This is a genomic window from Halorubrum sp. CBA1125 (assembly GCF_009742825.1).
Taxonomy (GTDB): domain Archaea; phylum Halobacteriota; class Halobacteria; order Halobacteriales; family Haloferacaceae; genus Halorubrum.
Map to the genome: position 1 here is coordinate 1 of NZ_WPCE01000060.1, position 14746 is coordinate 14746.

Consider the following 14746-nt stretch of genomic DNA (forward strand, 5'->3'; position numbering starts at 1 on the left):
TCGGCGAGGCGCCGGCCGCGAGCGACCCGGACGCCGAGCGGTGGCGCGGCGGCAACCGCACCGGTCGGGCGTACACCTCGCGGCACTCGGGCCGCCGGATCCGTCGGCTGGTCGCCGACTGTGGCTACGCCGACCGCGCGTACTTCACGAACGCGGTATAAACGACTTAGTATATATTTCATATGTATAACTCGTGGTCGGCCAGTAACTGTGTGCGTCGGTCGTCGTGACGCACCTGTATGCACCGCTGAAGCGGGCCTGTGCTCCCACGGTCAGCCGTGACCGTAGACTTGCGCTGAGAGGCGCGAGATTGCGCTCTCTGACGCTCCGTGTTCTGCCGGGTTCCCTCACGGAGCACGCTCTTCACGAAGACCCGGTCGCTACGCCGTCTACGGGTTTACCAGTCTCCAACGTCGTTCTCGACGCGGTATCTCTGATAGTAGGCCTTCTCGACGGTTCGAAGGTCGAAGTCGCCGGGATTGCGGTCACGGAGTTCTTTGAGGATGTCCGGGTAGTCTGTGACGCGCATAACTCGATCTTCCCCGAAGAATTGGTCGAGGATGTATCGGTCGCCTATTCCGTAGTTCTCAGGGTCGTAGAACGCGAGGACGACAGTTCCCGTGACCGGCCCGTACCGGGAATCGATTTCAGCGTCTTCAGTTGGATCGTCGGGTCGTCAACGAGTAGCGGGGCTCGCCTCCGCGAACGAACTCCTCCAGTGAGGCGGGGAGTCGCTACAGCGAGGCGGCGGTTCGGCGATCTGTCACGTCGATACGGCGGGCTGTCGCGACGGAGCGGCCGCCCGCCGCCAGAGTTCACCCGATCCCGCAGACGAGCGCGTTCAGGCGCCCCTCGTGCTCGACTAGAAGCAGGTCGAGGTTGATCGACACCGGGATCGCGCTGGATATCTCCTCGTCGACGGTGAGGGTACGGTTCTCGGCCGGGAACGTCCCGCCCCCGGCGAGGAACTGCCGTCTGTCCGTACGACCGCTGGTGAGTCGTAGTTTGAGACTACCGCCGACCGGACCGAGGGATCGGGCCGTCTCAGCCGCCGCGGCTCCGACGGGCCAAGAGCGCGGCCGCGGCGACCGCCGCGAGCAGCGTGGTCAGAAAGGTAAACCCGGGTGCCTCCTCCTCGACCAGTACCGTCAGCGTCCCGGTGCGCTCGTCGTTCTCCGTGCTGACGGCGTACGTCGTCTCGCCGGATCCGAGTCCGGTGGTGTCGACGTCCGCGAACTCGACGGTCGCCGCCTCGCCGCCAGCGAGAGTGACGTTCCGCCGCTCGACGATCTGACCGTCACCGACGTCGAGCGTGACGTTCCGGCTGGCCGACTCGTCGCCGGTGTTCTCGACCGTCGCCGCGATCGTCACCGCCTCGCCTCGCCCGGCCTCCAGCGTCGCCGGATTGAGGTCGGTCACCTGGAACACGGCCGGATCCGTCTCGGGGTCGTCGTCGCTCCCCCCGTCGCCACCGTCGCCGGGATCCGAATCCGAGGACTCCTCGACCGTGAGCGTCCCCGTCTCGGAATCGTCTCCGCTGAACACGCCGTACGTGTAGCTTCCCGGGCCGACCTCGATCGACTGCGCCTCGAAGGAGAGGTCGCGCGACGCGTCGGGGGCGAGGGCGACCGCCTCGGTGTCGACCGCCGTCGATCCCACGCGGAGCTCGACCGTCTGCTCGGCGGGCTGGTCGCCGGTGTTCTCGACGGTCGCCTCGGCGGCGATCGATCCGCCCTCGTCGACCGTGGGCGACGCCGGTGTGAGGTCTGTCACCTCCACGACCGACGGCTCCGTCGGGGCCGTGACCGTCAGCGTGCCGGTCCGCGTCTCGTTTTCGGTCTGGACCGCGTACTCGTAGCTGTCCGGCGCGAGGTCGAGACTGGCGTTCTCGAGGGTGACGGTCTGCGTCTCGGTGGCCGCGAGGTCGACGACCCGCTCGTCGACCACCCGGTCGTCGACGACGAACTGCACGGTCTGCTCGCCGGAGACGTTCTCCGCGGTGGTGACCGTCGCGTTGACGGCGGTTCGAGCGCCCCGCACGACCGTGAGCTCGGTGGGATCGACCGTCGTGATCTCGAAGGACGCGGGTTCGGCGGGCGCCTCGACGGTCAACTCGCCGGTTCGCGTCTCGTTTTCGGTCTGGATCGCGTACCCGTAGCTTCCCGGGTCGCGGTCGACGGTGACGTTCTCGAACGCGACCGAGCGGCTCTCGCCGGGATCGAGCGCGACGGTCTCACTGGAGAGTTCTCGGTCGTCGAGGACGAACGCCACCGTCTGCTCACCTGACAACCCTCCGGCGTTGGTGACGGTCGCGCTCAGGTCGACGGCGCCGCCTTCGGTGACCGTTTCAGATCCGAGATCGACTTCCAAGAGATCGAACGCGGCGGGCCGTGCCGTCCTGACCGTGAGGTCGACCCGTTCGAGTTCCCCGGACGCCCACGTGACGTCGTCCGGGTCGGTCGCGTTGACCGCCAACCGCTCTCCGTCGGTCGTGGTGACGTAAAACCGGACGGGTGTTCCGACGTCGTCCGACTCACCTTCCACGATGAGTTTCTCACCGCTGGCCGTCTCTTCGCCGTATCGTCCAGGCTCTTCGACAGTGATCGAATCGCGAACCTCGCCGCCCATCTCGACTTCGATTTCGACGCCCGTCGGTGCGGGTTCACCGTCGATCGTGACCTCGCCGTAGTAGGCGCGGGCGGGGGCGTCGGTCCATCGTGGCTGTCGGCCGCAACGGGCGCAGCCACGCCAGCCGTCAGCGCCGCACAGAGGACGAGCCCGACCAGCGCAGCCGTACCGATCCGGTGGATGGCGCAGGCCGACAGCCACGCATCGTGCGACCGCTCTCTCGTGCCTCGCCCGCTACGCATCCGCTCCCTCCGGTCCGCTCGTCGCTGTTTCAACGGTGATCGACGCAGGAGTCGCTCTTGCGTTCGTCGTGCGGTCTGTCCGCGTTACCGTCACCTCGATCGCGGCCGAGCCGAGCGTCGCAGTCGCGTTCGTGTCCGTGCCGTCGGTATCGTCACTCTCGTCTTCCGTGTCGGGACTCACCCCGTCATCAGATCCGCTTTCCTCCGTCTCGGTCGCGTCCACAGTGTCTTCACCGCCGGGGTCGCTACTCGTTTCTATCTCGTCGTCGCTTGCGTCGGCTTCCGTCTCCGACCGATTTCCGTCGGTATCGTCCGCGGTTTTACTGTCCTCGGTTTCGCCGGTCGCGGGCGCGTCGTCTGCGGTGGTCCCCTCGGTCGTTTCGTTCGCATCCGGGCTCGCGTCGTCGGCGTCACCGGCCGACTGGTTGGGTCCGTCGGTCGAGTGGGTCGTGTCGTCAGTCGGTTGTTCGGTTTCGTTGGTCACCTCGTCCGTCCCGTTAGTCACCTCATCTGTTCCGTTCGTCCCAGAGGCGTCGTCCTCTGGCGTCTCGTCGACCGTTCCGTTCTCAACCGAGGTTTCGTTGGCCCCGTCGGTCTCGTTCGCCGGCTCGTTTCCGGCGGGGTTCTCGATAGTTCCGTTTTCGACCGTGGTTTCGTTGGTTCCGTTGGTAACGGATTCTTGGACGGTCTGGTTACCGACCGTTTCGTTCCCGGTGGCGTTGCTCGTCACGTTCGTGACCTGCAACGGGGTTACGTGGGTCTCGAGCGATCGATCAACTCTGAGTTGGCCGAGGAGGTCATCGCGTGTTGACACGCCGCCGACGACACTGGGGAGCGTGGTCTCGCTCTCGGCGAAGACGTAATAGCCCGTGAACGGCGAGACGGCCTCCGGCGAACTGCTCCCCGTCAACAACACGTTGTCGAACTCGTCGGCCTGACGGATGTCGTTGCTTACCGGTGTCGGGTCGTCGAACCGGTCAAGGACGAGGTGCACGCCGTCGAGGTCGAACACCGCCCGTGCCTCGCCGTACACGGGCGGCGCAACGAAGTTGTACCCCTCTTCGAGCGACCGTGTCGACGGAACCGCGGTGTTCGGCCGCTCCGCGGCCGGGAGGCGGACCGCGATCTGCTTTGGCTGGGTCTCGCCGCCCTCGGTGACGATGAGGATCGCGTCCAGCGTGTCGAGTTCGACCTCCTCGAAGTCCCCGAAGACCGGCGTCCAGCTCGCGTTCTCTCCGTTCTTGAATTGGTACACGACAGCTCCCTGCGCCTTGGGATCGACCACGTCCGCCAGCGTCCCTTCGAGCTCGGTCGGAATCCCGACCGCGTGCGCCTCACCGTCGTTCGGCACCGCGAACTCGACGGCCAGCTCGTCCGAGGTCGGCGGATCGGCCGACACGGCCGTCACGGTCCGCGCCGTGTCGTTGACGCTCGCGACCGCGACGGTCGTGGTCCGGATTGCCGTCGCGTTCACCGTCGCAGACAGCGTGACGTTCCGCGACGTGCCCGGTTCGAGCGTGACGTTCGCCGTGTCGAGGGTCTCGCCGCCGACCCGGAGCTCGACCGGTTGAGTTCCGGCCGCCTCGCCGTCGTTGTGCACGGTCGCGTCGACGGCGAGCGTGTCGCCGGCGTCGACGAGCTCCGGTGCGACGACGTCCTCGACGAGGAGGGTCGTCGTCGCGGGCTGAATCGCGACCGCCAGACTGTCGCTCGCGTCCCCGGCGGTGACGACGAGTTCGCGGTCGGTTCCGGGGTCGGCGTCGTCGACGGGGTACTCGAACGTGACCGGGGTGGTTTCGTTGGCAGAGAGCGTGACGTTTCTCTCTGCGAGCGCTCGCCCGTCACGTTCGAGCGTGACGTTGCGCTGGGCGGCTTGGTCTCCGTCGTTCGTCACGTTCGCGACGAGCGTTCCGTTCGTCCCGGTCGTGACGGCCGTGTCTGACGCGTTCTCGTCGATCGCGATCGACAGCGGTGGAGAGTCGTCGACCGTCTCGTTGCGGGTGACGTTCGTGCTGGCGTCCTGCTGTTGTGCCGAGGCGAGGTAACTCTCGTCGCCGGTGAGCGCGTAGTCGATGATCGCGTTCCGGTACGCGACGGTTCCAGGCTCCAGCCCGACTTCTTCGGCGAGCTGTTCTGCTTCCGCACGCGTGGCCGGATCGATGTCGCTCAGCGTCACGATATCGGCCGGAACGAGCGGATCGTAGTACGTTTCCGGTCCGTTCCCGCTCTCGTAGGCGAACACCGTCGTGTCGTTCGTGACGCGCCAACTGTCTCGGAAGCTGCCGTACAGCGTTTCGGCGCCCGGCGATCCCGACACGACCGTGCCGTTCGCGAACGCGAGGTCGTTCGAGGAGTTCCCGTCGACGTTCCCGAGCAGACCTTCGACCCGTTTCTCGCGGTCGGGATCGAGGTTGACCGCGATGTCGAGTCGGTTGCCGATCAGGTCGGCCGAGATGTGTTCGTCGGTCGGACCCGGCTCGTTGTCAGCCCCCGGAGAGACGACCGTATAGGTGTTTCCACTTCGTTTGACGGTGCCGTTTCCGACAGCGACCTGCTCGGAATCTCCGAGTTCGGTGGGTGTGCCGTCGATATGGACGGGCGTGGCGTCGGCTGCGTCGATCGTCACCGTGTGACCGTCGAGGGTGGCCGCGAGAGCTGTGTTGATCGTGACTGAGTCGCTCCTGCTGACGGGCTCTTGTCTGGCCTGGATTTCGAGCGACCCGTTCGGCTCGTGTGCGAGCACGTACTCACCGGCCGCCATGAAGTCGTACGCGACCCCGTCGAACGTGACGAGGTGCGGATCCCCGGTCGAGAGTCCCGTTTTGAACTCCTCTGCGACGACGTCGAGGCTCCGTTCGGTTTGGTCGCTCGCGGTCCGGATGCCGTACACGTAGCCTCCTGGCTGAAGCGACGATGGCGCGAGGAACCCAACCGTCGTGGTCCCACCACTATCCAGCGTCAGATTTCGTGTCTCGACGGTCTCGATATCACCGTCTCGATCGGTATCGATCCCGAACACGACCGGCTCCGTCGAGGCGTTCGGTCCGGGATTCGTGATCGTCGCTGACGCGGAGAACGCCTGTGCCTGGCTGATCGTGTTCGGGCCCTGGACGCTCTCGACAACGAACTGGTCGGTCGGCTCCGAGTCAGACTCGTTGACAGACACGGTCGCAGTGTCGCTGTCGGTCTCGCTTGCGACCTCAATCGCGATCGCCGGGACATCCGCTTCGTCCGTCTCGTACACGAACGTTTCCGTCGTCCGTCCACCGAGCCCGGCGTCGGAATCGCCGAACCGACGCAGGACGCTGAGGTTCCCGCCCGCGCCGGAACCGTAGAGCGCCGTCTGATCGGCGGTCAAGCCCTTGTATCGCGCGTCGCGGTCGCCGGTCCGCTGTAGCAGTTCCCCGTCGGTCGTGAACTGGCCCAGTTCGGCCGTATCACCGGTACCAACCCACAGCGTGTCGTTCTGGTACGCGATTCCGCTCGGACGGGTTGTTCCGAGCGGAGTCCGTACGTCAAACTGCGAGCGCTGGTCGCCCGTGTCCGGATCGAGTTCACGGACGCTGTTGTGGGTCACCTCGACGGCCCAGATCGATCCGTCCGCATAAGTGATGCCGTTCAGGTCGTATCCGTAATCGCTGATATGCGAACGAACGGCTCCCGTCTCCGGGTCTAATTCGACTATCTCGCCGTCATACGCGTCCGCGGCACCGTCGACGAACCAGAGTGAGCCGTTCCCATAGGCAAGTCCGTTGGCTTTCCCTTCGGGCGCGTCGAACTGCGAGACCACCTCGCCGGTCGCGCGGTCGATCTCGAAGATCGTCTCGTTCTCGGTTACGTACACAGAGTCTCCAGCAAGGGTGACACCCTGTTGTGCCGAGACATCGTAGGCGTCGGTCGGACCGAGTTCGACGGTTCGCGTCTCGACGGTGTCGCCATCGACGCGGAATTCGATCGTGCGGCTCGTCTCGACGCCCGCCTCGTTCGTGATCTCGGCTTCCACGGAGACGTTGGTGTCGGCAGTGACCTCGCTCGGCACGGACGTGATGTCAACCGTGAACGTCTCCTCTGTCGCGTCGGTCACGTTCCTCCGGTCGACCCGACACGCAGAGGCGACGTACGAGGAGTCGCTGGTCAGCGCGACGTCGATGAGCGCGTCGCGGTACTGGGGCGTGCCAGGCACGAGACAGGTGTCCGCGAGCACGTCTTCGGCACGCTGTCGATCGTCTTCGGGCAGGTCCGCGACGGTGATCACGTTCTCGGGGAAGGTCGCCACGTAGTAGTTCTCGGCGAAGGGGTTCTCGTCGCCGGTCGCCCGCCAATCGTCGCGGAACGGGCCGTAGAGCTCGGTGGCGTTGAGCGGACGGTTCAAGGCGGTACCGTTTCTGTACGCGATGTCGTCGCCACGATCCCCGTCAACGTCGCCGAGAAGCCCCTCGACTTCCCGAGACCGATCGGGGTGCAGCGAGAGCTCGATGTCGATCCGGTCGCCGACGACGTTTGCCGTGAGGTGTTCGTCGCTTTCGGTGACCTCGCCGTCGTCTCCGGCGTAGTACACCGTGTAGGTGTCACCCCGTCGGACGATTTGCCCGCTCCCGTTGTCCACGGACACGCTGTCTCCGTCTTGCATGGAGACCGGCTGTCCGTCTATCGACACCAGCGAGCTCGCCTCGGCGTCGATGACGACGCGGGCGTCACCGACCAGCGTCGCAGTGGCGTTGTTGTTCGACACCGAGTCGGAGACGGGAGACTGTCGGGCCACGACCAGCAGGTCGCCCTGCGGTTCGTGGGCCAAGACGAAGTCGCCGGCCCCCATGAAGTCGTACGACGCACCGCCGAACGTCGTGATGTGCGGGTCGCCGGTGCTCTGTCCGGTGACGAACTCCTGGCCGACGATCTCGACGGTCGACTCCGCGTTGTCGTTCTCGGTCGACACCGTCGCGTCGACGGTCCCCGAGGTCTCGCCCGTCGCCGTGAACGCCAGCGTTCGGCTCTCGTTCGCGTTCAGACTCACTTCGCGTGTCGCGACCGTCTCACCTCCGAACGTCGACGTGACTGGCTGGGTCCCGTTGCGACCCCCGATATTGGAGATGGTGGCCGTATAGGTGACCGGACTTCCCGCGCTTGCGCTTCCCGGCGCGGTCGTGCTCGTCACCTGGAAATTCGGTCCGACGACCTCAACCTCGCCAATCGTGACGTTCGCGTCCTCGATCAGCGAGGTGTCCGTGTCGTCGGCACCCTCACCCTCGCGCCGGAGGTCCGTGACGACGACCTCGTACACGCCGTTCGCGTCCGGCGCGGTCGCGTTCACCGTCCCCGAGACGGAGAGCGTTCCGTTGGTGAGGTCGGCATCGGTGTACTCGATCGTGAGGTCTTCTTGCGTGCCGGCGTCTGGTTCGTCCTCGGTTCCGTTTTCGGAGTCTTCCTCACCGTCGAGATCGAACGCCTCGAACGCCACGTCGACTTCGCCGCTCGCAGTTGTCAGCGACGTGTTCTCGACGGTGACGTTCACCATGTACTCTTGTGTCTCGTTCGCCGTCGCGACCGTCGGCGTCACCGAGGACGCGCTGGCGTTCACGTCCGGCTGAGCGTCCTCGTCGTCGACCGAGACGGTCGTCGTCTCGTTTCGCGTCGCCGTCGAGACGGTGATCGCGTACTCGCCCGCGTCCGGCCCGACGAGAACGTCGTTGAACGCGACGTCCTCCGACTCGCCGCCGGTCACGCTGACCGACGACGAGTCGACGTAGACGATCTCGCCGTCCGCAGATGTGACCTCGATGTCGACGCCGCGGACGGTCGTCTCATTGCCGGGATTCGTTATCGTCGACGTGACGGCTACCGTTTCGCCGGGTGAAGTCGGTTCATCAACCGTCACGTCCTCCACGTCGAACTCGGTGGTAGCCGCGTCGATCTCGGGCACCCGGATCGCTTTGATCGCCTGCTCGCGGGTGTCCGTGACGTACATCGTGTCCGTGGCCAGTCCGGGCCCAGGGAGCCAGACCGGGCTCTCGTACACCTCGTGTTTCGTTCCGTCGACGGCGTCATAGACCACGGCAGTGTCTATCGGACCGTCTCCGGAGTGAACGGTCGCGAGATGTCCGCGGTCTTCAGAGATCGACCAGCTGCTCGCGTTGGCCGTCCAGTCCACGTCGCCGGTCGTCCCGTTGAATCTGATAATCTGGTCGCCGACTCCGTACAGACCGCTTTCGCCGTCGTGGAAGCTCAGGGAGTCGCCAGAGAGGGAATCTTCCGCTACGACGGTGCCCGTGCTATCGAGTCGAAGGAGGGTTATCGTCGACTCGTCACCGTGGGCGAACGCGACGAGAACCCCGTTTTCGAGTGCCGCCGCGTCCTCGAACCAGTAGTTAGCATCGAAGTCGTCTTCGTGGTACTGCCACCACTCGCGCTCCGTGTCGTCGACAACTCCAGTTTTGAAACCGATCACCCCGTCACCCGTCTCGACGACGAGTTGCTCGTCGACGAGCGTGACATCCCGCGGAGCGTCGTCGAGTGTCGCGTTCCATCGAATTGTTCCGTTGAGGGAGACGGTGTGGACTTCGTGGGCGCTACGATAGTCGATCTCAGCGACGTACACCGCGTCGTGTCCGCGATGGATCTCGGCGGGATCGATACCCGAGACGTTCATCGTTACCTCACCGGTGGTCGCGTCGATTCCACGGAGGTCGCCGTCGGCCTCAACGTATATTTCGCCGTACGCCAACTGCCGGTCAAGTTCCTCTCGCGGCGTGATAACCCGGAGGCCCTCGCCTTCGACTGACCAGCGGCGTTCGCCCGTCTCGATGCCGTAGGCCACCAAGGTGTCCTGTTCCTCTACGATGACGGCACCGTCAGTCACACCGAGTGGCTGCAGCCAGTCGTCACGTTCTCGTTCCCAGTGCACGTCGCCGTCCTCGGTATCGATCGCGGTGAGGTTGTACGACTCGTACTCGGGTCCTGGCCCGGTGGTCACGAGAGTGTCGTCGGTAAACAGGGAGCCGGCGTCGCTCTCCTGTCCCGTTCGTTCGCTCTCGTAGACCCACTCGACGGCGTCCGGATCGGGCCTGACGAGTTCGCTCTCGTTGTACACCAACACATCCCGAGCGTAGCTCTCGTCGTCTTCGGTCGCGACGTATACGTCGATCTCCGTCAGATGCTCTTGGGTCGGGTTGTATCCGAGCGCGACTTCGCGCGATTCGTTCGCTCCGATCGTGCGAGTGGTCTCGTTCACCACCTCGCCGTCGACGTACAGCTCGACGGTCGTCGTGGCGGTGACGTTGCCCTGATTCTCGACGAGCGCGCTCGCTTCAAGCGTCTCGTTCCGTGCGATGACGCCCGGCACGTCCCAGCCGCCGATCGTGAACTCCACGTCGGGACGATCGCCGTCCGACCGCGCGAGAAGGACCGGGTACCCGTCGGCTTGCGTCCGCCAGGCGGTGCCGAATTCGAGCCCAGACATGTTCGTTCGGGCCGCCTCACCGATCATCTGTGCTGTCGTCAGGCCCGTTGCGTTACCCGGTGAAACAGCCTGCCCAGTCGCCTCCTCGTCCCAGTACGAATCCCGGATCGTGCCCGCTACCCCCTCGATGGCGTTCATCCCGACGAGACCGCCGGTCTCAACGGAGCCCGTCACCTCACCCGTGACGAACGCGTCTCTGATGGTCCCGCTATTTTCGCCAACGAGTCCACCGACGGTTTCGGATCCGTTGACGGGACCTGACGCCGAGACGTTCTCTACTGTGCCGTTGAGATTGTCTCCGGAGAGTCCGCCCACAGAGGTGTTACCATCGACAGATCCCGACGCCGTAGCCTCGGCGATCGTTCCCTCGAAGTTGCCACCAGAGAGACCGCCGACGTAGCTGGAACCGTCGACATCTCCCGTGGCCTCCGCGTTCTCGATGATCCCGCCGTGGTCGCCGACGAGTCCGCCGATATAGCTCGTTCCGGAGACGTTTCCAGTAGCCGTCGCGTTCTCGATCGTTCCGAAGTCGTTCACTCCGACGAGTCCACCCACCTGAGATGAGCCGACGGCACTTCCCGACGCCGTCGCGTTCTCGATCGTTCCGATATTGCGTCCGGCGAGCCCACCCACGAATTGCGTGCCGTTGGCGGACGCCGACGCAGTCACGTTCTCGGCGGTCCCAATATTCCTCCCAACGACTCCGCCCGCGTATTGAGCACCGTCGACGGATCCCGACACGGAGACGTTCTCGACCGTTCCGGCACTGACACCGACGAGTCCACCGACCGACGAATCGCCCCTGACGGTCGCGGATTTGAGCGTGAGATTCGAGACCGATCCCCCCGCTGTCATCACTCCAAACAGGCCGACGCCGACTTCCGACGATCTATCGACTACCAGTCCGGTGATCGCGGAGCCATTCCCGTCGAGGGATCCGGAAAACGGATCAGGCGTGCTTCCGTTGGAGGGAGACCCGCCGATCGGATCGAATCCGGATTGGTTGTTCCACTCGCTGGTATCTGATGCGTTAATGTCATCTCCAAGCATGTAGGTTGCGGACAGATTGCCTTCGATTGCCCGGAGTTCAGAGACATTTGTCACGACATACGGTGCGGCCTCAGTTCCGTTACCATCGAGATCGGCCAGATCTACGGCGGCAGGTCTCTCACTGTCCTCGACGGCAGTCACCTCGATCGTTCCAATACTGATGTTTGCATCCTCAATGAGGTACTCGACGGCACCGGAGTCGTTCTCGCGTCGGAGGTCGGTGACCGAAACAGCGCGCACGCCAGACGTGCTCGGTGCCGTGGCCGTGACGTTCGCTGACGCGGTGAGCGTGCCGTTCGTCACGTCTTCTGTACCGTATTCGATGGTCAGGTCATCGCCAGGCTCGTCGTCCTCGTCCGTGCCCTCGAGGACAAAGTCGTCGAACTGCACGTCGACCTCGCCCGTGTCGTCGGACAGCGACGTGTTCTCGATTGCGACCGTCACCTCGTAGGTTTGTAGCTCGTCGCTCGCGACCGTGGTCGGCGAGACGGACGACGCAGTCGTGTTCACCACCGGGACTGGTGCACCGCCGCCTCCGCCGCCAGCAGTGCCGTTGTCTGCGGCATCGGCGTCGACCTCGAAGGAGGTTTCGGCGGTGTAGAAGCGCCCCTTCGCGTCTGCTGCCCACACCGTCGCAGTCACGGACCTGTCGTCAGCGGCGTACTCCGGGACGGAGATCGTTCCGTTGGAACTCGTCGAAACCGCTCCGATGCCGTTCCCCTGGGCGTCGGTCTCGGGGTCGTCGTACTCGAACGGCGCAAACGCGAGCCCGGACGCCTCGGTGCCGTCCGGCGTCGTGAAGTTCACCGCGACGTCGCCGCCCGGCGCCACGACCGGGTCGCCGACGGGCTCGACCGAGCCCGGCAGATCGAACACGTTCACGTAATACCCACCCATCTCCTCGTACCGGGTCGCGTAGGTGTAGGCGTTGTACGGGGCGATCTCACGCGGCACGGCGACTGCCTCTGAGCCGACTCCAGTCTCGTCGGTGACGATCTCGCCCGTCGCGTATGAGTCCACGTCGTCGGCGTTGGTCAACGCGTTGTATTGGAGCGGTATCTCTTCACCGCCGCCATCTGAGGAGGTGTTCTCGGCTCGAACGGTGAACTCGACCTGCTGGCCCGCCTGCGTTCCCCACAGGTTCTCGATGTCGACTTCGTACTGTTGAACGTCCACGGACAGCGAATCCGAGGCGGTCGTTCCGTCGTACTCCATCGTTGCGCGACCGTCGATGTCGGCACCGTCGATCTCCTCGCTCGTCGGAACCGACACGACCGCGGAGCCGGTCTCGTTCGTCGTGACTGTTCGCGTCGCCAGGGGCGCACCATTGTAGTCCAACCGAGCGAAGACGGTGACGTCCTGATTCGCGATCGGAGATCCGTCTTCGGTTGCCTTGATATCGAACACGGCGTTCGATCCCGGTTCGACCGTGTAACTCCGCGACTGAACAGACACGTCGACGTCGTTGCCTCCGCCCGGGCTCTCATCCTCCGGAGTCGGATCCTCGACATCGACGTACTCGTCTTCTAGGACCCGCGTGTCGTTTTCGGTCCGAATGTCGACGTCGAGGTCGTTCGAGTCGTCCGGCACGTACTCTACTGAGAAGAACCCGTTGTCGCCCGTCGTCGCGGTTTCGTTCGCGATCACGACGTCGCTACTGTTGTAGAACTCGACGACGACCTCGGTCTCACCCACCGGACCGTCTCCGTCGAGCAGATAGCCGCCATACGAGGATCGCTCACCGGCCAGTGCGTTGGTCAGATCGATCACGCTCGATCGGAAGACCACCTCTCTCGCCATCACTCCGTGCGTGGCAGTCGACCCTGTACCCGCAACTTCGGCGGTGACTTCGTATCGCCCCTGCTCTCGCGGAGTCACCGGAACAGAAACGAATCCGTCCCCCTCCGTCTCGACCTGCCGCTCGTCGATGATCGTCCCGTTCGGCGCTGTGACCGTGACGGTCACTGGCTCGTTGGCCTGGCCGAACTCCCCGTTCCGTACGAGAAAGTCGAGGTCGGCCTCTTCGCCGATCGGGACATCCTCGTAGTCGCGTTCTGCTGGCTCAACAGACGGACCGACGGTGGGAGCGACCGTCGCCGAGGCGGACCCGTCAGTGACCGTTACAGTGTACGTGCCGTTTCCGCGATTGGCGGCTGCTAGGTCGTAATCGACCTTCGCCCCTCCGTCAGAGTCGGTTGTTACGGTGTAGTTTGAAGTGATACCGTCCGGTCTCTCGACGGTAACGGTTAGGGGTACGTTCGCGAGACCGGACGCCGTCGCTGAGTCGTTGAACGCCCCGACGAAGATCTCCATCGTCTCGTCGGATGCGAACGATCCGCCCGTTGGAACGACGGTCACAGCGACCTTCGGATCGCTACCATACGAGTCGTCGCTCTCCGCCAGCCGTATCGCTGCGTCGCTCGATCCAGCCGAGGTTGCTGAAATGGCGGTACCGTTGTCGTCCGCCGCAACGGGCTCGTCACCCTCACCGACGGTGACGTTCGCATCACCTGTTGCGGCAGCTCCTCCGGCCCCGACGGCGATCGCCACACCGATTAGCACGACGACAGCACAGAGGACGCCAAAATGGCGCCGATCGGCGGGCGAACGCGTCGACCCGGACGCTGAAGAGCGACCCGAGATCGTCATTTACCTGGCCCCGCGACCGTTCGATTGCGAACGGTTTCCACGGTCCCGCCGCGATCGATCTCCGTGGCGTCATCATCCTCGTGACCGATGAAAGTGATCCGCGAGGTCTCCGAGGTTCGAGCCGATCGGTTCGCCGCGTCCCCCGTGAGACAAAGCGGTGACCGACGGGCTGTATTCGTCGTTATCCCGGCAGTGGACAGCCGAACAAAACGACAAAAATTCCCGTCTGGCCCCCGCCCCCGAGCCGGTTGAAGCATTGACAGTATTCGGATATTCCATTTACTTTAAATTTATGTCCAGAACAAAATACAGGATCGGTTGTGGTATTTCTGGTCGGAGGAAAAAACGGGTAACGCGTCCTACCGTCCGCTCGTCGTCTCAGCGGCCGATGACCGGATTCGGAACACTGCTGTCCGAGGCTGGCACCACGAGAGGCGACCGTCGCGAGCGACGCGCAGTGCGGTTGGCGAGAGATCAGAGATTGTGGAACGCGGATTGCGCTCCGAGATGAGATTCCGCGAGAATCCCCCTACCGCCGGAGCTATGCCGACGGGACTCGTGAGCCACGACCGTGACCGAGCCCGCGTTTCCGACCGACCGGCACGTCCTGGAGCCGAACTGTGACCGCTGTCCGGACCTCGCCGCGTGCCGGACGCGGATCGCGTGGGGGACCGGACCGCTCGATGCCGACGTGCTCGTGGTCGGCGAGGCGCCGGCCGCG

General features: G+C 64.6%; 3 protein-coding genes and 2 pseudogenes. 2 read left to right on the forward strand and 3 right to left on the reverse strand.

Features of this window, described 5'->3' with window-relative positions; genetic code table 11:
• A pseudogene (locus GJ633_RS07525) lies at window positions 1-158 on the forward strand (uracil-DNA glycosylase); the annotation flags it as partial.
• A gap of 239 nt (window positions 159-397) precedes the next feature.
• Here GJ633_RS07525 and GJ633_RS18125 read toward each other — a convergent pair.
• The 3 genes from GJ633_RS18125 to GJ633_RS07540 form a co-directional block, all read right to left on the reverse strand.
• Window positions 398-529, reverse strand: coding sequence for a hypothetical protein (locus GJ633_RS18125; protein WP_255470553.1), 132 nt, complete (start codon window positions 527-529; stop codon window positions 398-400).
• Window positions 530-1044: 515 nt separating this feature from the next.
• On the reverse strand, window positions 1045-2829 hold the full coding sequence (locus GJ633_RS07535) for a hypothetical protein (protein ID WP_156588325.1): 1785 nt from the start codon (window positions 2827-2829) through the stop codon (window positions 1045-1047).
• A gap of 33 nt (window positions 2830-2862) precedes the next feature.
• Window positions 2863-13926 carry a VWD domain-containing protein gene (locus tag GJ633_RS07540; RefSeq protein ID WP_197431283.1) on the reverse strand — a complete coding sequence of 3688 codons (11064 nt, stop codon included), beginning with the start codon at window positions 13924-13926 and terminating at the stop codon, window positions 2863-2865.
• A 670-nt stretch (window positions 13927-14596) separates the two neighbouring features.
• Between GJ633_RS07540 and GJ633_RS07545 the strand changes: the two are divergent.
• Window positions 14597-14746, forward strand: a pseudogene (locus GJ633_RS07545) (uracil-DNA glycosylase); the annotation flags it as partial.

Bases quoted from the DNA above. Each gene is read 5' to 3' on its own strand.
- GJ633_RS18125 (WP_255470553.1), bottom strand. From the start codon at position 529: ATGCGCGTCACAGACTACCCGGACATCCTCAAAGAACTCCGTGACCGC.